The following is a 20533-nucleotide window of genomic DNA, read 5'->3' on the forward strand; positions in this document are numbered from 1 at the left end:
TGCCTAATCCGATTCTTCTTATGGAATGGGAGCAATCTGGGCGGCAATCCAGTTCAGTTCACCAGTTAGAATTCCCCCACGCTTGCTGCGTTGCACCGCCACTGTCGCTCTCGTCTCTGTCTTTGAAGATACAAACACCTGGCAGTCCGGCTGATTGCTAACGGCAGTCAGAGCATAGGAGCTGCGGCGTCCACGCACGCTGCCGACGAAGAACGATGGCAGCACAATCGTTACATGGATTCGTTCCACCCCATCCGGGATGGAGAACGACGCAACTCCGCTGCAATATCCCGCAGATACTGCCGGGGAACGCTCTCCCCTAGCAGCCGCCTGCCCTTCTCTCGGCCCGTCACCTGCGGCTACGTCCTGATTTCCCAGGGCCAATCGGGCAGCACTGCTCTTCTCCAGCTTCGCTTCGGGCACTGTGATCCCGCTGCTCCACGGTATACTTCCGCCGCTACGCTCTGACCCGCCCTGCTCTCCCGCATTTGTCCTTTCGCCTGCTCCGCCTTCAGCTACCGCATGGGATGCGCTTGCGCTCCGCGCTCCGGCTTCGCTGCCCACTCCAGGGCTAGACGCCATTTGCCCTACTATGGAGCTGGACGCCGCATTCGAGCTGCCCGGTGCGCTTGCTCGATCACTGCTCCGCGGGGCCTCCTCCGATTCGGCAGACCCTTGCCCCCCGCGGCCTGATCCCTTGTCTGGCTTCGTCGCGGGGCAATCCGCCTCTGCCTTGCTGGACCAATGTCCCAATACGCTCTCGCTCAGCGCTGCTCCATCTGCCGCAGCCAGAGCTGCGCGAGGCTTAGCGCTCTGTGGCAGGGTACGCTGTCCCCCCGTTGCCGCGGCTGGGGCAGTCCCCTCTTCCTGTGTCGTATCATATTCAGCAATGAGCGAATGGATCATCACGGGCTTATTGGCCTGCGGCCTGGCGGGAGCAGGCTTGCGATCCTTCAGTTCATCGAGAAATTTCAATTCCGAGGTACGCGGGTCCGCCGTGTAAAAAAGCGGCTTTCTGGGCCTGCGAATTTTGGTGCGCCTGTTTTTTTTCATGGCTCTTCCCTTCTCATAGCAATGTAGTCTCCCTATCCTATGCTACTTCCCAGGCTTTTGACTCTCTGCCCTGTGGGAAAAGATAGACGAAGCATAGGAGACTACGCACTGCCTGACAGGGGAAGCAGCCGACAGGCTAGCTGTACAGCGTGCTCCCGGCCTCCTTGAACGCCTGCGCCTTCTCTTGCATTCCCGCCTCTATCGCCTCCGCCGTGTCCATGCCATGGCGCTGTGCATAATCTCGAATGTCCTGTGTGATGCGCATGCTGCAAAACTTGGGGCCGCACATCGAGCAGAAATGGGCTGACTTGGCCGCCTCCGCCGGCAGCGTCTCATCATGATAGGCCATCGCCCGCTCCGGGTCGAGCGACAGGTGGAACTGATCCTGCCACCGGAATTCGAATCTCGCCTTGGACAAGGCATCATCCCGCACCTGTGCCCGGGGATGCCCCTTCGCCAGATCAGCCGCATGAGCGGCTATTTTGTAGGCAATGACCCCTTCCTTCACATCCTCCTTATTGGGCAGTCCCAGATGCTCCTTCGGCGTCACATAACAGAGCATTGCCGTTCCGAACCAACCGATCATCGCCGCTCCGATCGCGGACGTAATATGGTCATAACCCGGCGCAATATCGGTCGTAAGCGGGCCCAGTGTATAGAATGGCGCTTCCTTGCACACCTCCAATTGGCGGTCGACATTCTCCTTGATCTTGTCCAGCGGCACATGCCCCGGCCCCTCGATCATCACCTGCACACCATGCCGCCACGCGATCTGCGTCAGCTCGCCCAGCGTCTCCAGCTCCGCGAACTGCGCTTCGTCATTGGCATCGGCGATCGATCCGGGGCGCAGCCCGTCACCAAGCGAGAACGTCACATCATAAGCCTTCATAATCTCACAGATTTCTTCAAAATGAGTATATAAAAAATTTTCCCGATGATGCGCCAGACACCAGGCAGCCATAATCGACCCGCCCCGCGACACGATGCCCGTCACCCGCTTGGCAGTCAGAGGCACATAACGCAGCAGTACCCCTGCATGAATGGTGAAATAGTCCACACCCTGCTCCGCCTGCTCCAATAAGGTGTCTCTGAATATCTCCCAGGTGAGCGCCTCTGCCACCCCGTTCACCTTCTCCAGCGCCTGGTAGATCGGCACTGTGCCAACCGGCACCGGACTGTTGCGGATAATCCATTCCCTTGTCGTATGGATGTTCTTGCCTGTGGACAGATCCATGATCGTATCCGCCCCCCAGCGGGTCGCCCACACCATCTTCTCCACCTCCTCCTCAATGGAGGAGGCCACTGCGGAATTACCGATGTTCGCATTAATCTTGACATGGAAGCGACGCCCGATAATCATCGGCTCGCTCTCAGGATGGTTCATATTGCATGGAATGACTGCTCGTCCCTCCGCTACCTCACGCCGTACAACCTCCGGCTCCATACCCTCCCGGATCGCGATGAATTCCATCTCCGGTGTAATGATACCCTGGCGAGCATAGTGAAGCTGCGTCACATTGCAGCCTGCTCTCGCTCTGCGCGGCGACCGCTGCAAGCCGGGGAACTGCTCGGCTCCCTTCTCCAGCATGCGCTGCGTGGTCGCAAAGCCGTTATCCTCTGGCAGCACTTGGCGGCCTTCATAGCTCTCTGTATCCCCACGCTCTGCAATCCAGCCGCTTCGCAGCGCGGGCAGACCCTGACGAATATCCGGTACGAAGCTGCGCTCGGTATAAGGGCCACTGGAATCGTACAGTTGAACGGGCTCATTAGGCGACCTGCGCTCTCCTTGTACGCTCGGTGACAGTGCAATCTCGCGCATCGGCACCCGAATATCTGGCCTGGAGCCCGTCACATATACCTTGCTGCTGCCTGGTAAAGCGCCTGTTGCGATAGGTGTAGACATGTCAAATAACCTCCTTAGGATGATGGCTGCTTACCGCCGCTGTTACGGTGGCAACGTCCATGGCTTGAATCCCTAGGAGGCTCGCTGGAATAGAGGCTATGCCTGTCATTCATTCGTGTTAGTCGGCCTATGTGACCGGATGTCCCCCGCGAAGAGAAGCTGATGCTTACAGCAGTACACCTTAGACCTGAGAAGCCGCATACCCTAACGTCCTGCCAGACTGGCAGTGGCGGTGACGCGGCGGCAGAATTTCGCACAGTGCCGACTGCCTGTGATCCAGGCTTGTCAGGTCTCTCATCCCGAATACAGCCCAAGCGGTGCGGCCTATGCATAGCATCACACTGCTTGAACACGCAAGGCAGTATGCGCGCTGACCGACATCGCCGAGCCCCAAGCCAGGTACGGCTTGCTCAGCTCGTGCAGCCTTAGCTAGCGCCGCTTGGAAGGAGCGCGGCATTATGGCACGCTGGATTATGGGACGTACAAAAGGTATAGGATGCAGGTAATGCTGAATTCACTTCACGCGGTATAATCTTCGACCCTTATTCAACCGGGAGCTTCAATAGCGAGTATGCTTGCGGCTTTGTCCACGGGGATGCGCACATGCTACTTCGATACAAAAAAGCTGCCCGGCGAAGGGCAGCACGAAATAATGGCACGAGGCATTATTCCCACTTTCCTACGCTGGTGCTAACCAGATCAGGTTCAAAGGGACCAAGGCAAAACGCCTTATCTCAGCCCAAGCGGGCGCCCCTAGTGGATTCATGCTTATGACTATATCGGGTATGGGCTGTATTGTCAACCCTTTCCTGTTCTTCCTATATCCTTCCTCCCGCTCCACGCAGCAATTGCAGCCATTGATCCCCTGTGTGGCTCCATGTGAATAGCTGCTCCACCCGTTCCCGGCTTCTCAGCCCCATCATCGTTCGCAGTTGTTCATCCTCCAGCAGTTGAAGCAGCCGCTGCTTCAGCTCGGCCCGCACCCGATCAGGGTCTACGAGAAATCCGCTGCCGCCGTGCTCGACGATCTCCTTAATGCCGCCTACACGAGTAGCAATCACAGGCAGACCGCAGGACATCGCCTCGACATTGACCAATCCGAACGCCTCTCGCCGCCCTGAGGGCACCACCGCCATATCGGCGGCCAGGAACCAGTCTGGCACTTGAGTATACGGCACATAGGGTACAAAGCGGATATGATTCTTCCAGCGTCTACCCAGACGGTGCAATTGGCGTGTATAAGCCGTCATCTGATGCGATCCGTAATAGGCGCTGCCCACAATAACCAGCAGCAATTGCGGGTGACGGGCGACCAGCTCTGGCAGCAGATGGAGCAGGTGATGCGCGCCCTTGAGCGGAATCAGGCGACCCATGAACAATACGACACTTCGCCCTTGCCAGCCCCGCTTGGCCCGCAGCATAGCTCGCCGCACGGCACCTTCTGCCGAATACTGCGAAGGGAAACGCGTGGTATCAACGCCTAGGTGAATGACATGAATTTTATGTGCGGCCTCCGGCACGCGCGCTGCCACAACATCGCGCAGAAAATAGCTATTCACAATCACCTTCTCCGCATGGCGGAAGCTCAGCTTCAGCCGTCTTGCGCTAATGTAGGGCGAACGAATGAAGGTGGAGGACTGGAGGCTCAGCCAGATACGCGCCCCAGGATTACGCTTGCGCACCGAGAGCACATAGGACGGTCGATTCTCCACCACGATAACGTCAGGAGCGAATGTCCGCAGCGAACGCGACACCTCTGTGATATAGCGCTTCTTATCTGCCGCAGGAAATCGGACACACAGCGCACCACGCACTACAGAGCGGCGGGCAAGTCTGGGCGCGGTGCGCCCGTAGATGCGCGTATCCGTATGAGGCGCCACATGTCCGGCGACATGCTCGATAACCCGTTCCACGGAGCTGCTCGTGGCGGATGGCAGAGGGTAGGAGCCGGGCGTCACAAAGCCGACTTTCATCCTCGTAATGACAGCCACCTCCTTATAGATTGGCATCTTTATCCCATCATATCGAGCAGATGACCAAGCCGCCACGGCAGATTGCCCCTGCCCTGACCCAAGTCCGCTAGTCATGAGTCAGGGGCAGCGAGAGATTGAGTGGTGAAGGTTATGAATTCGCTTTCATAAATGAGGATGATCAGAACAGGCTTTAACAGTCTGAGTGGGGTGAAGGAAGCAACCGTATTGGCAGCTTTACTTGGAGGTTATCTGTGCAGTCGCATGGAGAGCGACCCTATGATGGCGCGTTGGTAGTCAAGGGGTGGAGGTTTCAAAGCACGCTCCTGCAAGAGGAGCGACCTCCATTTAAGGATGATATATTAGATTTTGTACAAGAGGTTTCAATCCACGCTCCCGCACGAGGAGCGACGCGATCTTGCTCCGTCGACCGTAGCGAAAATTTGGTTTCAATCCACGCTCCTGCACGAGGAGCGACGTACATAGTATTAAACATGAGGTAGTTGGCGACGTTTCAATCCACGCTCCTGCACGAGGAGCGACCCCAAGGCGTTGATCTCGTCAAATCCCGCTAGCCGTTTCAATCCACGCTCCTGCACGAGGAGCGACGCCCATTAGCCCGTAAGGATCGTCAATCCCGGAGTTTCAATCCACGCTCCTGCACGAGGAGCAACAACTTTCCGGAGACGCTACACTGAGGCTGAAACAGTTTCAATCCACGCTCCCTCACAAGGAGCGACGCCATTAAGCGAGGCAATCAGTACATGCATAGTGTTTCAATCCACGCTCCCGCACGAGGAGCGACTCTAACCAACAACTCAGCCTGGACGCTCGCTATGAGTTTCAATCCACGCTCCCGCACGAGGAGCGACGCAATCCTGGGGATAAACGTATACTGGTACGCAACGTTTCAATCCACGCTCCCGCACGAGGAGCGACCCCGCGCACAGACTCAATCACACGGCCATAACTGTTGGTTTCAATCCACGCTCCCGCACGAGGAGCGACCGGCGTGCTGACCATGATTCGTTTGCGATTCCAGTTTCAATCCACGCTCCCGCACGAGGAGCGACGGCACATTGCCTTTCCGTTTAGCTCGAAAAACAGTTTCAATCCACGCTCCCGCACGAGGAGCGACATCGAATCCACTTAATCAAATCATCTCCTTATTTCCCGTTTCAATCCACGCTCCCGCACGAGGAGCGACGGGTGTGGCGGATACGTATTGTCAGGGTTAAGAGTTTCAATCCACGCTCCCGCACGAGGAGCGACCAAATAATGCTGGTGAGGAGGGATATGGATGGTAGTTTCAATCCACGCTCCCGCACGAGGAGCGACGGCACCCTTGCGCATCCCTTGTCAGGCAAGGGATGTGGGGGGCTATTCCGCGAACCTCTTCTAGTATACTTCTAAATCTGCGAAAAATCGACCCTTTTTTCCAAAAAAACCAGTATCCATGCGGGTTGCGAACCTCCCAGGGATTTCATGTGAGCTTGGGGTTCGCGCTCGCTCCCCAGACATCCGACCACGATGATAAACCTATGCCATCCGTCGAAGCCTTAACGCAAATACCATTTATGCAACTTGTGTCCCCTACCTACTCCCTACTCCCTGCCTTGCCAACACCAAAACACAGCGGCCGCAAGGTTCTCCCTGCTTGGCCGCTGTGCCTGCTAAGCTATATGTAGCTGACTTGCGCAGCTATGCTCGAATTCCACACGTTCCCTCGCCTTTTATCGCTATGATGTCATCTGCCGCCCTTAGAGCAGCATGCTGCTCTAAGCAGCGTCTTAATTCGAGAAATAGTTCTCGATGCCGCGGGCAACCGCAGCCGCAGCCTTGCGCTGATAGGCATCCGTGATCACAATTCGCTCATCCTTCTCGTTGGAGAGGAAGCCCATCTCCACAAGTGCCGCCGGAACGCTGTTCTCTCGCAGCACATGCAGGTCGCCGAATGAGACGCCGTTGTCCTTGAGCTTCGTCTCCGTGGCATTGAGCTGCTTGGAGATCGCGCGGGCTACAGGCAGATCCTTGTGCTCGCTATAGTAGAACGTCAGTGTGCCCGATGTTTTTTTCTTCGATGAGTTGTAATGCACGCTGATGAACAGGTCCGCGCCCGCCGATTGGCTCGTCTGTACCCGGCCAGACAGGGAAGGCTTCTCATCCTTCGTGCGGGTCATGACGACGGTCGCGCCGCGGCTCTTCAACTCCTCAGCCAAATATTGAGAGGTGCTCAGATTCAAGGTTTTCTCCTCTGTGCCCAGCTTCGAGCCGATGACTCCCGGATCATTGCCGCCATGTCCCGGATCAACGACGATGACCCGATTCTTCAGACCCTTCCCCGACTTCGTCGTCGACTTGCCTGACTGAGCGGTCTTCGTTGGTGTGACCGTCTTGCCGCCGATCGCGATGAATTCCCCCGATACCCAGCCCTTCTTGCCGCCATCCATCTCAATCTGCAGCCATCCGTCCTTGCTGCTGATAATCTTCACGGTCTCCCCTTGCGAGAGTCCGCCGATCACCGAATGCTTCGTGGAGGCGCCCGACCGGATGCGCAGCGAATCGGCTGTCACCTTGCCGCTGCTGCCCGATGCCACTGCTGCCGTGGTATTGACCGTCCCCGAGGCAGCACTGGAGGATGAGCTGCTGCTGTCCGCACTGCCTGATTTTTTCAGATAATAGCCAGCTACCCAGCCTGTCACCTTGTCCTTGTTAATCTTCGACCAGCCGAATGCTTCATCCAGCACGCTGACCGTATCTCCTTTATCTACCGAGCCTACGATTTTTGACTTGGCGTCTGCATCCCTTCGCACATCAAGGGGACCATTCAGCACCTTGGCGGTATAAGAACCGGACGGTTCCGCCCATACAGGCATCATACTCCATATCATCATCACACACATGATTGCAGCGATACATCCTACTAGTTTTCTCATGCTCAACCTCTCTAGCGATTTATTGTCATATTTTTATCGTCTCCCTATTATACTGTACTAGAGCAAGTGAATCTGTCGGAAGATAGACCTAATTTTGGGTTTGGATTTTACATTTTTTTTCCTTAATTCTCCATCAGCACCTATGAGGCGAGCCGAATGTTGATTTGTATGGCGCAATATGGCAAACTTACGTGGAGAGCACCGTCTGGACAAGGTGCATAGAAAGGGTGGACTTCAACGCCATGACCAAATGGCTGCTAAAATCCATGACCGAGCTGAGCTCGCGCAAATGGATCTCCAACATGACGGGCAGGCTGGCTCAATCCTCGATTAGCCGGCACTTTATTCCCCGATTTGCCAAACTATATGGAATTCGTGTCGATGAGGCGGAGAAGCCGCTGCAAGAGTATGGCACGCTGAATGAATTTTTTACGAGAAGGCTGAAGACAGGCGCTCGGCCAATTCATCCCCATGCTGATTCGCTAGTCAGTCCCGTGGATGCACTCATTACTGGCTGCGGCCCCATTCAAGATGGTACCGTGCTGAATATTAAAGGCCAGGACTATACGATTGATGAGCTGTTGCAGCAGTCGCCGCGCGCCGCCAACTATGAGAATGGCTTTTGCCTGGTGCTGTATCTGAGTCCTACGGACTACCACCGTATCCATGCGCCAGTTAGCGGCACGATCGTCGAGAGAGATCATCTTCCAGGTCGCGTCTATCCTGTCAATGATTTCGGGCTGCGCCATATGACGCGCGTCCTCAGCCGCAATGAGCGGCTCGTCAGCTACATCCGCCACAGTGCAGGAGAAGTAGCGGTGGTCAAGGTCGGCGCGATGAATGTCAGCAGCATCCGCTATGTGGATGAGCGCGTGACGAAGGTGACAAAGGGAGATGAGCTGGCCTATTTTGAATTCGGCTCGACTGTCGTTCTGCTGACGGAGGGCAATACCTTCACGCTGCGCAAGGATCTGATGACCGGCAAACGAGTGAAGATGGGCGAGGAGCTTGGCAGGCTGAAGATGTAGACGCGGAGTCAAGGAAACTGCTGTTCCTCGATCTGGAGGACACAAGGGGGGTAGAGCCATACCTACTGTATATCTCGTGTCAGGCCCGGCTGGAGTCGGGAAATCCACCACCTCGCGCGCACTCGTTCATGCTTTGAAGAACAGCGCCTATATTTCGGGTGATGATGTCAGTCATATGCATGTCAAGGGAAGGTGCAGGCCGTGGGAGAGCAAGCGGGAGACGGCGCTCATCTGGAATAATATCGGGAGTCTGACGCGTAATTTCATTCGTGAGGGAATCGACGTCGTCATCGATTATGTGGCATTTCCTGATGAGGCATACCGCCTGCAAGAGCAGCTCAGCGATCTGAATGCGAGGTTCATCTATGTCGTGCTGTGGACCGATCCGGCGACGCTGCTGCATCGAGACGGGCTGAGGGAGCCTCAGCACCGGATGGGAGAGCGATCCCTCGTGCTGCTGGAAGAGTTTCGAGCCTCGGGCCTGAGCAGCAGACATATGCTCGATACGAGCGGACAAGGCTCCGAGGCTATGACCGAGACGATAGATAAGATCATGCAGGATCGCCGATTCGCGCTGGGCGAAGAGCACACCTGAAGCGTTGCCGCGCGCGTGGCCTCTCATCGTTCTGAAGACAGCGGATGGACAGAGTCCATCGTTCAGCGAATCTCGGACGGGCTCTTGCCCGTATATTGCTTGAACTGGCGACTGAAGAAGAAGATGTCCCGATAGCCGAGCGCATCGGCCACCTCGGTCACATTCATCCCCGCGTGCATCAGCAGATGCTTCGCCCGATCGATTCGGGTGCGGATCATATAAGCCTGTACGGAGACGCCGATCAGCTCCTTGAATTTGATAGAGAAATAACGCGGCGACAACTGCGCTCGCTGAGCCAGATCCTCCACCCGATGCGCATGACCCGGATTTTGCCGAATATAGTTGGCAATCTCATGAATCGCCTCTGTCAGTTGATTGCTGGCTCTCGTCTCCACCGCGCTCCGCTCCACGAGGTCATCCCGCAGCAGATGGATCAGCAACTGCTTCAGAATCAGCTGCGCCTCCTCTTCGGCGGCATAGGTTTTGACCAGGAACAGGCGAACATAGCGGGAGAGCAGATATTCAAAGTCCACCGTATCCTCCAGCACCCGGTAAGGCTTGGGCACCAGCTCGACATGATCCAGAACATCAAAATGTATGTATGTCAGCACCAGCGGCTTCTGCGGGTTATGCGTTGCACTCGTGTGATCGCCTGGACGAAATAGAAAGCAACTCCCTTTGCCAATCGTATACGATTGTCCATTCAACACCAATTCTCCCTCGCCGCTCCAGACGAAGAACAGATCATAGTTGGCGAGCGGCTTTTCTCGCTTTTGCCACTTCCAGCCCGGTTCACATACAATCTTGGCGAACGACGGCTTGAGGATGAAGGACGACGGTGCGGCGTTTAACATAGTTCGATAACCTCCTTGAAGGCCTGATGCATCCGAGTGCTAACGATGCCATCATACAACACTCCAAAATCACCGCGCAAGCTTTTGCGCCTGTTTTGGCGGTCTTTCTGTTTTATTTCTAAAAAATTCATAACTCCGTGATGTAAGGTTTTAAAAATGTGATATAATAGCTCCCGAACGAATCGAACACTCTCGGAAGGATGAAGATCCATGAACTCACTTGCCCAGCAGCTTAATGAAGCGATTCAGAAGGACAATCCGCATGTATATGACATGCTGTCCGGAATCGGCAAGGCCATCTATTTTCCAAAAGAGGGCATTCTAAGCCAGTCTGCAGAAGCCAAGAACAAGGCCAACAAGTTCAATGCAACGATCGGCATCGCGCTTGAAGGCGGCAAGCCGATGCACTTGAAGACCATTCAGGATACATTGTCAGCCTATCAACCCAAGGACCTTTACCCATATGCACCACCGGAGGGCAAGCCTGAGCTTCGATCCGCATGGCGCGTCAAGATGCTGCAAGAGAATCCTGCGCTAGAGGGCAAGTCCTTCGGTAACCCGATTGTGACCAATGCGCTCACGCATGGCCTGAGCATCGTAGCCGATCTGTTCGCAGATGCTGGCGATGCCGTCATCATTCCCAATAAGAACTGGGAGAATTACGAGCTGACCTTCGGCCTTCGCCGTGGCGCCAGCATCGTGGAGTTCGAGCTGTATGATAGCAGCTACCGCTTTAATGCAGCCGGTCTGCGCGAAGCGCTGCTCGCCCAGCAGGACAAGGGCAAGGCGATCGTCGTGCTGAACTTCCCGAACAATCCGACCGGCTACACGCCTGGAGCTGAGGAAGGCGCTGCGATCGTCGCTGCAATCCGCGATGCCGCGGAAGCGGGCATTAACGTCGTTGTCGTAACGGATGATGCCTACTTCGGCCTGTTCTTCGAGAACTCGCTGCAGGAATCGCTGTTCGGACAGCTTGCCGAGCTGCATCCGCGCGTGCTCGCTGTGAAGGTCGACGGCGCAACCAAGGAAGAATATGTATGGGGCTTCCGTGTTGGCTTCATTACCTATGCCTCCCCGTCTGAGGCGATATTGAAGGCATTGGAGCAGAAGACGATGGGTATTATCCGCGCGACCATCTCCAGTTGCTCGCATCCATCGCAGACCTTTGTGCTGCAGGCGCTGCAATCGCCGGATTTCACTGCACAGAAGCAGGAGAAATTCGAGATTATGAAGGGTCGCGCCAATAAGGTGAAGCAGATTCTCGACAGCGGAGACTTCGGGGATGCATGGGAATACTACCCGTTCAACTCTGGCTACTTCATGTGCCTCAAGCTGAAGAACGCGGATGCCGAAGCGGTGCGCACCCGCTTGCTGGATAGCTACGGCATCGGTACGATCGCCCTGGGCAAGTCCGATCTGCGTGTCGCCTTCTCCTGTATCGAGGAAGAGCATCTGGAGGAGCTGTTCGACAGCATCCATAAGGCTGTGCTCGATGTCAGCAGCAATTAGACATTATCTATTCCTCAAGTAAGCGAAGGCGTGCCCCTGTTGGCGGCACGCCTTCGTGCAGTTCGGATCTATATCGTTAGGAATGTAGTTCAATATAGCACTAGACTTTGTAGGGCTGGCTTATATTAAGGATGCGTCAATGTGATGGGAAAGCTTATTAGCGCAAGCAATCACAACCACCTTATAGGGCTTGCCCTATTTTTTATTCTCTTATCGTATGTTCTGGACTCTGCCCGGGAATGACCCCGATCCGTATCTTGACCAGATGATCCATATCGAACAATTTATCGTTCGCAATCATCCGCTGGATCATTATCAAGCAAACGGCCTGAAGGGCTTGGGGAAAACAACCGTCTCTGTATATATGTCCTCCGGAGCTGTAATTGGAGGAAATGCCTTCCCCGTTGTTAAGGATAGTGGCATTGCGGGAGGCTATTTCGGCCTGAACGGGGAGGAATGGCAGTAGTAGATCAGGTGTCAACTCTTCTCGTAAAAGCTCCCATCATGGTCGCCCTACTATAATGGGAGCAAATCATTACGTTTTCTCGGTTTATGGGACGGCCCCTTGTTGTCTACACGATCGATCAGTCCTCCAGCTCCGCATCGATCTTGCGGAGCAATTGGCGCGGCAGCCGCAGCAGCACATAGCCAAAGGAGACGACTACAGCTATGATGGGTGGCCAGATGATGCCGATCGCAAGCAGCCAGATGAGCGGCAGGCAGAGCGCTACGGCACAGATCAGGAGCGTCGTGACCACCACCTGCTTGAACGCATCATTATGCTGCTGCTGTGGCAGCGGGTAGATGTGCCGCCATACCGAATGGCGGTGCGACTGCAGCAGCGAGCTGGCCTGAATGCGCAGCAGGAAGAGAAAGAGCAGGGTGAAGAAGACCGCTCCCCAGCCCTCGAACAGCGCGGATCGCACAGCCAGCGTGACTGCAAGCAGTCCAAGCAGTGTCAGCCGCAGTACGATGCCGCCCAGCTCCGTGCGCAGCAGTGTCAGAGCGAACATGTAGCGATACGTGTGGCTGTGGCTGTAACGGATGCGGGCAGCCATCCACGCCAGATATGGCCTGCGGGCAATGGATGAGGGCAGCTCCGGCACATCCGTGAAGCTGCCGAAGAATCGGTAATATCGCTGCCGGGTTCGCTCCTCCTCCAGCATCAGCCGCTCCCACGGGAGCGTATGCCGAGCCGGCAGACGAAGCGCCAGCGCCAGCACCCCCGCCAGCAGCAGAGCGAACAGCGCAGCCTTCCATAGCGCCGTCAGCAGCAGCGCGGCCAAGATGAGCGCTGTGCAGCTCCAGCGCAGCAGCCGCAGCCCCCGCCTGGCGGCAGGCCAGGCCAACTGGCGCTCTCTCCATGAAGCGGCTGCATTCAGCAGCTTCAACCCCAGCGCCGCCGCGCCCATCGCCAGCCATGGCTGAGGCGCCGTCGCGGCACGCCCATACAGCGGCATGTAGAGCGCCAGCATGAGCGCTGACAGCAGTACACCGGCAATTAGATTATGTCGCCAGGACAACCTCAGGTAATCGCCCATCTCGCTCTCACGCGGCATCAGGAACGCGACATCCGCGGGCCTGAGCCATGTGCGCAGCGGGCTGTAGCACAGCACCGGCGTTAAGGCCGCGATGCCGACTGCCACATACGGGAACGAGGGCGGCATATGGCGAAGCAGCGAGCCATAGCCCAGCATCCCGAGGATCAACAGCAATATGACAAAGCCCGGGAAACCGCTCTGCACCATAGATTGCGCATAGGGAAACACTTCCTTGCGAAAGGCGGCACGGCGCTTGCGCCACAGCTCCTCAAGCGGTTGGCGCATCTCCATCCCCTCCTGTAACCAGACGATAGAACACTTCCTCCAGCGAAGCCTTCGGATCGCCGGATTGCGCCCGCACCTCCTCCAGCGTCCCCTGCGCAACCAGTCGACCCTGATGCAGCACTAGGAAGCGGTCGCAGTACATCTCCACGGTAGCCAGAATATGCGAGCTCATCAATATGGCCGCTCCGCTGTTCTTCACCTCCACCAGCAGCTCCAGCAACGAGCGTATCCCCAGCGGATCAAGACCAAGGAATGGCTCGTCAATAATATACAGCGGCGGCTCCGGCAGCAGCGCATTCATAATCATCACCTTCTGCTTCATCCCCTTGGACAGATGGCTGGAGAAGGCATTCTGTTTGGCGGTCATATGGAACTCCCGCAGAAGCTGCTCGCTGCGTCGCGCATACAGCTCCTGCGGAACATTATAAGCCATCCCCGTCAAATGCAGATGCTCCTGTACCGTCATTTCGTCGAACAATATCGGTGTCTCCGGCACGTAGGCAAAGGACGAACGATACCGCTGTGCGTCCTCGGCAAGCGTCGTGCCGCGGATCGAAATCTCGCCCGCAATCGGCTTCATTAATCCAAGAATATGCTTGATCGTCGTACTCTTGCCCGCTCCGTTCAGACCGATCAGCCCGACCATCTCTCCCGGCTTAATAGCAAAATCAAGCTGATGAAGCACGGGCCGACGCGGACTGTAGCCGCCTGTCAAGCCCGCAACACGCAATACAGCTTCCAACCTTCATCGCTCCTTCTCTCAATATGTAGCCTGCCGCCACAATGCAGCCAATCTCCTGAGATGGGCTGCACATCAAGCGGCTCGCAAGCAGCGGCTTTAGTTGCCGTCCTCCGGCTTGCCTTCGCTGCGTTTGGCCTTGAGCCACTTCGGCGCTCCCTTGTCCTTGCGCTCGCGCTCGCGCACCGCCTTGGATTTGGCGGTTGTTCCCTTGTCGCCTGCACCCTTGCCTGCCTGTGGCTTCGCTCGGCGCACCTTGGCTTGGCTGCCGGAAGCATGACCTGAGGTGCCGCTCACTCTTCCGGTCGCAGCAGCGCTGGCTCCCGCCTCTCCTGAACGTCCAGCAGCGGCGGCTCCTGCTCCGCGACGATTCGTAGCACGCTCATAGCTTGCACCATGTGCCCGGCCGTTGTCGCTATGCTGACGTCGATCTCCCGCAGGGCCGCCCGCTCCTGGCCTTGCACTGCGTCTGTCAGCTCCTGCACCCGCTTGGCCTGAGCCGCCTCTCCCCGTCTGCCTGAGCTCGGAAGCCTCCAACAGCCGACCATGTGACATGACCATCTGCCGAATATGAATGTGTAGCTGCTTGCTGAACTTGTCCATAATGAACAGTTGATCCGGCGTAATCAGAGTAATCACCGTCCCAGGACGGCCCATCCTACCCGTCCGCCCTGCGCGATGCACATAATGGTCGGCATCCACCGCCGGGTCCAGGTTCAGCACGAGCGGCAACTGCTCGATGTCCAGGCCACGGGCCGCCACATCAGTTGCAAGCAGTAGCTGACAGCTCCCGTTGCGGAACCGCTCCAGCGTCAGCGCACGCTTCACCTTGTCGGCATCACCGTAGATCGCCTCGATGTTGAAGCCCGTGTAGGATAGCTTCGATTGCCAGTTGCTGATGTTATCTGTATCGTTGAGGAACAGCAGCGCCGAACGCGGCTCCAGCAGCCGGATCAGCTTGCGCGCGGTCTCCACCTTGTCGCGTTTGTCGCATACGATGAACTGATGCTCCACGGAGGCGGCAACCCGCTGTCCCGGATTGATTGCCACACGCTCCGGGTTGCTCATCCATGCTGCCTCCAGATCAGCCATCGTCTGCGGGTATGTAGCGGAGAAGAAGGCCAGTTGCTTCGTCTTGCCACTTGCACGCAGCAGCTCCTCCACATCTCGTGTCGATCCCAGCTCGAATACTTGATCCGCCTCATCGATGATGAATGTCTGCACCTCGTTTAGCTTCAGCTTGCGCTGCTTGAGCAGCTCATGCATCCTTCCTGGCGTTCCAATGACCAGTTGCGGGTGCTCCTTGAGCTTTTCGATTTGCCGCTTGAGCGCAGCCCCGCCAATGAGCGGCTGTATGCGAATGCCCAGTGGCTCCCCGTATGTACGCGCCACCTGCACAATCTGCATCGCCAGCTCCTGCGTGGGCGCAATGACGATAGCCTGCACCTGCTTGCGTGCAGGATCGATCCGCTGCAGCGACGGAATTAGATAGGCCAATGTTTTGCCGCTTCCAGTCTGCGAATGCGCGATGACATCTCGTCCACCCAGCAGCAGCGGTATCGCCTCGGCCTGTACTGCGGTGGGCTCATGAATCTCATGTTGTTGTAGAAGATTAGCAATCTCAGCAGATACCGCCAGACTGCTCCAGGTTGTACTCATAATAGGTAACTTCTCCTTTATATTCCGCTCAATTATTTTTTGTTTAGCCAGCTTGCGATGAGCTTATCCAGCAGTCGTGGAAACATCTGATACAGCTTGATGCCTGCGGCTGCAAGACCCGGCATATCAATCTCTGCCTTCCGCTTATCAATCACCTTAATTAGCGCACGCACCACCTTTTCAGGCGGCATCATAAACCATTTCACATTGCTTACATATGTGCCTTGCGGATCGGCAATGTCAAAGAAAGGCGTGTCGATCGGCCCGGGGTTGACTGCCGATACCGTAATACCAGTGTTGGCCAGCTCGGAGCGCAGTGCGTTCGTCAAGCCTAGCACCGCATGCTTGGTCGCCGAGTAGCCTGAAGATTTGGCTGTGCCCAGCTTACCCGCCATAGAGGCAATATTCACAATCTGCCCGCTTCCGCGCTGTAGCATATGCGGCAGGATCGCTTTGGTACAACGAACAATTCCCATATAGTTAGTATCCATCATCTGCTCAAACTGCTCCACAGGAGCATCAACCAGCCGTTCAAACCGTCCAAAGCCGGCATTATTAATCAGTACATCCACATGACCATGCTCGGCCACGATGCGTCCCATCACATCGGCCACCTGCTCAGTGCTGGTCACATCCATGACATAGCCATAACGCTCTCCTTGAACCAGGCTTAACGCCTTCGTCAGCTTGTCGGAATTGCGTCCTGTAATGATCGGCACTGCGCCTTCGGCTGACAGCATCTGGGCAGCCAGCAGCCCGATCCCGCTTGTCGCTCCAGTTATGACAATCTTTTTTCCTCTCACCATCTACATCACCTAACAACAGTGTACTGTATAAAGCCGCCCTAGCGCAAAACTAAACAAAAAGACGACCACGTTCCTCTATGAAGCTAAGGAACCGGGTCGTCTTCTCCTATCGTTAAGCGATAAGCACTTGAATGTCCAACTCACCTATGCCATCTATAATTAACGGGATTGTCAGCGCACGAGCCTCCATTTCGCCATCCGGTCCTGAGGACAACACCCGGGGCGGCGTTATGTCTACGTGCACTCCTTGATTCGATAACAGTGTGCTCGCGTTGCCGCTAATCATATTGCCAAGCTCGGAGATTGCGCTCTTGCCCATCTCGTCAATCTCAGTGATGACAAAGCCACCCATCATTGCAGATATAATCTTCAATGCTACCGACTCGCTTAACCCAAACATCACATCGCCGCTCAATTGTCCTGACATACCGATCTGTATCCAGATATGTCCTTGCACCAGCTTTACATTCTTCACTTGAAGCTCACCAGTTTCAGGCCGAATCATAATCATTTGCTCTATGACGTTTTTGGCCGACTCGAGAAACGGATTAACTAATTCTGCCTTCATATAATGGAAGCTCCCCTTTGTGTAAGCATAAATAGTATATTAGCGTTAGTTACATTATACTTAAAACATTAGGCCAAGTATACTATTTTTTGTAAGAGAGTCTAATAAACACGACTTAAGTCCCGGTTAAATAGCCTGTGAATTGCTCTGTTCTTGTCGAAAGCGGATACGCGCCAATCTCAATCTATCGTATAATTGGCCAAGCTGCTGCTCCTTTAGTTCCTCCTCCTTATAGACCTGGCTTAATATCGGCTTCAAGTAGCGGTCACCTACGGCAATCAACGTCTCCCTGATTTTTCTCAGCTCCTCATCAGGCACTAGAGACAGCTCCTGCTGAATCAATGGCTCCATATCGTAGCCTTCCAGATGTAGCTGCTCCATCCGTTCAATCAATTCCCTCCTCCCCAATTCCAGTGTGGTCTCCAGCTCGCTGAGGGATAGTCCTCTCCCCGCACCATCCAGTATGGCGCGCTTCTCTTGCTGGCGATCCAGCTCCTCCTTGAATTTCTGTTCCTTCTGCTTGTATAGCCATTGCGTGTACACAGTGGGGTTTAACGCCTCCTGCACCCAATCGAGCGGAAAGGCGGTCGGCTGCTCGAAGCTGCGCGTGAGCTCAAGCACCTCCTCGCCATAGGCGCTGTGCTTGGCCTCTCCCCAGCCGGGGATTTGCAGCAGCTCCTCCTGATGATGCGGGATGAAGGCGCTGATCATCCGCAGCATCCGATTGGTAGATACAAGATAGGCCGCCTTCCTGTGCTCCCTGGCCTTGCGTCGTCGCCAGCTCCGCAGCTCCTCGAATAGCTCCTCATTGGCATACAGCTCGCCGAAGCATTGAAGATAAGAGAGCTTGCTCCCTCCCCGCTGCTGGGCGTTGCGATCCTCCAGCACGCCATCCACCAGAGGGACGAACCCTTCGCCCATCTTCACTGCGGAACCATATCGGAAGGAGGTCAGCATCTCCTCCCAGCTAGCCCCCTCGAACCATACTTCCGGCGCACCCGCGGCCCCATCTTCCTCCCAGATCACCTGCCAGTTGTCCTCACGCTCCGCAATCGCGACTTGCGCTCGCAGGAAGCGCCCTTCCTCCATCTGCTTCTCCATCATCATTGCAAAAATAAGTCTCATATTCGCCACCTCCATCAATATACCGAGCCATCCTGCGCGCCGCGTGCCCCTATGCCTTGATAAGGTGCAGACCCCTGGCTATCGTAAGTGGACGCAAAAAAAAGCACCCCCAAGTTAAAAATAACTTGGAGGTGCTTCCTCACACGCACATATGTTTCGGTTGCTTATATGTTACCATAATATTATCCAGCTTTACAAGTATTTATTTCCGTGTTGCAGCCTTATAGCTCCTTGTCCGCTCTAAGTGTATAATACTAGCATCTGCAATGAGGAGGCTGGAAGCCATGACACTGACGGAATATGATTTTTTATCTGATAAAACGGAGGAGACCCGCACCCGGTTCGTCACCTTCATCGGGCCAAGCCTGAGGCGCTATGACCTGGCCATTACGACAACAGCAAGCTTCTATGGCAAGAAGCTCGTAACCGACCTGCAAGCGGGCAAGACGGCTATCATCGGGCCGGATGATCTGGAGGAGGAGGGCTATCTGGAATATACCTTCAAGCTGACGGAAGAGGAGGAGCTGGAGCTGAAGCAATTTTTGAGCCTGGTCGTCGGTACGGTGAATTTTTCCGATCTGTAGGGGCACACTGTTACGGATAAACAGCGCACAGTGAGGGGGCCAATATATGGATCATCCGTTCATCAAAGAGAACAAGCAAAAATATACCGATCTATCCACTGTAGAATCCCAACGCAATGACCTTACGCTTGAAGAGTTCCCCGAGGGGCCTTACGGATCAGACTTGCTAACCGAATCGCTGGGCAAAAGCACGCCATGGAGAAGCGACCAGCGCTCCGCGGTCCGCTTCGATTACGAGAATCGCGAGCTGCACGCTGGCATGGAGCGGGAATATGATGGCGATCAGGGAAATGGCAGCGCCGCAGAGGACAAGCCGCTCCAGTAGGCACATTCTTGTGGGGGGCTCGGCATCTATCAACTGGATGGCGGTCCCTCATGACAAACTCCCTCTCATCTCCTATACTAGAATAATAGAGAAGAATGGGAGGATGAAGGATGACAACCTCGACTTTGTTGCTAATCGATGGCTTTAACCTGCTGAGCCGCGGTTATTTTGCAACAGCTTACGGACGAAGGGACGATCAGTTGAAGAATAGCAAGGGCATCTATACGAATGCACTGCGCGTGTTTTTTCAGAAGCTGTTCAACCTCTCGCGCGACCATGGCATTACTCATCTGGCAGTAGCCTGGGATGTGAAGCGCGATGAGACGGCTCGAAGGATGAAGTATGATTTTTACAAGGGAACTCGCGGCGAGCTGCCTGAAGCCTTGATTCTTCAGTATGAGACATGTACAGCGCTGCTGGAAGCGGCCGGGATCGCTCAACTGGCGATCGCTCCCCATGAAGCGGATGATATAATAGGGACGCTGGCAGCGCGCTGGAGCAGCGGAGCCTGCTATATCTATAGCAATGATCGTGACTTGTTCCAACTGCTCAGCGAGAGCACCTCGCAGATTATTGCAGGCAAGCAGGGAGATGTGGTCTACCGACTGAAGGACTATGCCAGCGAGTACGGCCTGACAGCACAGCAGTGGATTGATCTGAAGGCGCTGCTCGGGGATACAAGCGACAACATTCCTGGCTGTCCTGGCATTGGCCCCAAATCCGCTTTGCCGCTTCTTCACCATTACGGTTCACTGGAACGGCTATATGAACAGTTAGAGCAGCTAGAGCCTCAATTTTCACGCTATCACAAGAAGCTGCTCGCGGGCAAGGAGAGCTCGATCATCAGCAAGGAGCTGTCGGCCATCTGCTGTGACATTCCCGAATTAGCCGAGCCGGATTGGGATCGTCTGCGGCTTCGCATCTCGCGCAATCAGTTGATGCAACAGATGGAGGAGCTGGAGCTGAAGCTGCGTCTGGACTTCCTGACCGATGCGGTATAGGCCGAGTCATCATCAACTTGATTAGCCTCTTATCCGAATACACAGCATATTG

At 55.5% G+C, this 20533-nt stretch carries 17 protein-coding genes, 1 CRISPR repeat array and 1 riboswitch; of the genes, 6 read left to right on the plus strand and 11 right to left on the minus strand.

The features are described 5' to 3' along the window. Positions 1-18: 18 nt before the first annotated feature. The 4 genes from ACY1JZ_RS16720 to ACY1JZ_RS16735 all read right to left on the minus strand — a co-directional run bounded on the left by ACY1JZ_RS16720 (position 19) and on the right by ACY1JZ_RS16735 (position 7862). The gene (locus ACY1JZ_RS16720; RefSeq protein ID WP_462630191.1) at positions 19-1053 is read right to left on the minus strand and encodes a WIAG-tail domain; all 1035 of its coding nucleotides are present in this window, start codon (positions 1051-1053) and stop codon (positions 19-21) included. A 136-nt stretch (positions 1054-1189) separates the two neighbouring features. Then, positions 1190-2956, minus strand: coding sequence for a phosphomethylpyrimidine synthase ThiC (gene thiC / locus ACY1JZ_RS16725; RefSeq protein ID WP_462630192.1), 1767 nt, complete (start codon positions 2954-2956; stop codon positions 1190-1192). Between the two features lie 659 nt (positions 2957-3615). Continuing rightward, positions 3616-3721, minus strand: a riboswitch (TPP riboswitch). Between the two features lie 53 nt (positions 3722-3774). Continuing rightward, the gene (locus ACY1JZ_RS16730; RefSeq protein WP_462630193.1) at positions 3775-4965 is read right to left on the minus strand and encodes a glycosyltransferase family 4 protein; all 1191 of its coding nucleotides are present in this window, start codon (positions 4963-4965) and stop codon (positions 3775-3777) included. A 271-nt stretch (positions 4966-5236) separates the two neighbouring features. Further along, a CRISPR array of direct repeats spans positions 5237-6264; the repeat unit is 32 nt; unit sequence GTTTCAATCCACGCTCCCGCACGAGGAGCGAC. A 452-nt stretch (positions 6265-6716) separates the two neighbouring features. Beyond that, the gene (locus tag ACY1JZ_RS16735; protein WP_462630194.1) at positions 6717-7862 is read right to left on the minus strand and encodes an N-acetylmuramoyl-L-alanine amidase family protein; all 1146 of its coding nucleotides are present in this window, start codon (positions 7860-7862) and stop codon (positions 6717-6719) included. Between the two features lie 242 nt (positions 7863-8104). On the opposite strand from ACY1JZ_RS16735, the gene asd reads away from it, so the two are divergent. Then, the gene (asd, locus tag ACY1JZ_RS16740; protein ID WP_462630195.1) at positions 8105-8890 is read left to right on the plus strand and encodes an archaetidylserine decarboxylase; all 786 of its coding nucleotides are present in this window, start codon (positions 8105-8107) and stop codon (positions 8888-8890) included. A 76-nt stretch (positions 8891-8966) separates the two neighbouring features. Then, entirely contained in the window at positions 8967-9485 is a 519-nt protein-coding gene (locus ACY1JZ_RS16745; protein ID WP_462630196.1) for a P-loop nucleotide/nucleoside kinase family protein, read from the plus strand. Between the two features lie 62 nt (positions 9486-9547). On the opposite strand, the gene ACY1JZ_RS16750 is transcribed toward ACY1JZ_RS16745, so the two are convergent. Further along, positions 9548-10339 carry a helix-turn-helix domain-containing protein gene (locus ACY1JZ_RS16750; protein ID WP_270169642.1) on the minus strand — a complete coding sequence of 264 codons (792 nt, stop codon included), beginning with the start codon at positions 10337-10339 and terminating at the stop codon, positions 9548-9550. Positions 10340-10549: 210 nt separating this feature from the next. Between ACY1JZ_RS16750 and ACY1JZ_RS16755 the strand changes: the two genes are divergently transcribed. Further along, on the plus strand, positions 10550-11848 hold the full coding sequence (locus tag ACY1JZ_RS16755) for an aminotransferase class I/II-fold pyridoxal phosphate-dependent enzyme (RefSeq protein WP_462630197.1): 1299 nt from the start codon (positions 10550-10552) through the stop codon (positions 11846-11848). 584 nt (positions 11849-12432) lie between these two features. Here the strand turns inward: ACY1JZ_RS16755 and ACY1JZ_RS16760 are convergent. The 6 genes from ACY1JZ_RS16760 to ACY1JZ_RS16785 all read right to left on the minus strand — a co-directional run bounded on the left by ACY1JZ_RS16760 (position 12433) and on the right by ACY1JZ_RS16785 (position 18571). Beyond that, complete coding sequence (locus tag ACY1JZ_RS16760) at positions 12433-13674, minus strand: ABC transporter permease (protein ID WP_462630198.1); 1242 nt, start codon at positions 13672-13674, stop codon at positions 12433-12435. Continuing rightward, positions 13658-14416 carry an ABC transporter ATP-binding protein gene (locus ACY1JZ_RS16765; RefSeq protein ID WP_462630199.1) on the minus strand — a complete coding sequence of 253 codons (759 nt, stop codon included), beginning with the start codon at positions 14414-14416 and terminating at the stop codon, positions 13658-13660. The genes ACY1JZ_RS16760 and ACY1JZ_RS16765 overlap by 17 nt, the downstream gene beginning before the upstream one ends. A 96-nt stretch (positions 14417-14512) precedes the next feature. Next, a complete protein-coding gene (locus tag ACY1JZ_RS16770; protein WP_462630200.1) occupies positions 14513-16072 on the minus strand; it encodes a DEAD/DEAH box helicase in 1560 nt (519 codons plus the stop codon). A gap of 32 nt (positions 16073-16104) precedes the next feature. Continuing rightward, the gene (locus ACY1JZ_RS16775) at positions 16105-16878 is read right to left on the minus strand and encodes an SDR family NAD(P)-dependent oxidoreductase (protein ID WP_462630201.1); all 774 of its coding nucleotides are present in this window, start codon (positions 16876-16878) and stop codon (positions 16105-16107) included. Between the two features lie 112 nt (positions 16879-16990). Then, positions 16991-17446, minus strand: coding sequence for a chemotaxis protein CheX (locus ACY1JZ_RS16780; RefSeq protein WP_270169630.1), 456 nt, complete (start codon positions 17444-17446; stop codon positions 16991-16993). Between the two features lie 126 nt (positions 17447-17572). Further along, positions 17573-18571 (minus strand): HRDC domain-containing protein, encoded by a 999-nt coding sequence (locus ACY1JZ_RS16785; RefSeq protein WP_462630203.1) that lies wholly within the window; start codon positions 18569-18571, stop codon positions 17573-17575. 284 nt (positions 18572-18855) lie between these two features. Between ACY1JZ_RS16785 and ACY1JZ_RS16790 the strand changes: the two genes are divergently transcribed. From ACY1JZ_RS16790 to ACY1JZ_RS16800, 3 genes are all read left to right on the plus strand, one after another. Beyond that, positions 18856-19155 carry a DUF3055 domain-containing protein gene (locus ACY1JZ_RS16790; RefSeq protein WP_270169628.1) on the plus strand — a complete coding sequence of 100 codons (300 nt, stop codon included), beginning with the start codon at positions 18856-18858 and terminating at the stop codon, positions 19153-19155. A 46-nt stretch (positions 19156-19201) separates the two neighbouring features. Beyond that, a complete protein-coding gene (locus ACY1JZ_RS16795) occupies positions 19202-19480 on the plus strand; it encodes a hypothetical protein (RefSeq protein ID WP_462630204.1) in 279 nt (92 codons plus the stop codon). Between the two features lie 110 nt (positions 19481-19590). Then, positions 19591-20481, plus strand: coding sequence for a 5'-3' exonuclease (locus ACY1JZ_RS16800; RefSeq protein WP_462630205.1), 891 nt, complete (start codon positions 19591-19593; stop codon positions 20479-20481). Positions 20482-20533: the final 52 nt, after the last annotated feature.

Source organism: Paenibacillus sp. J5 (assembly GCF_054955055.1).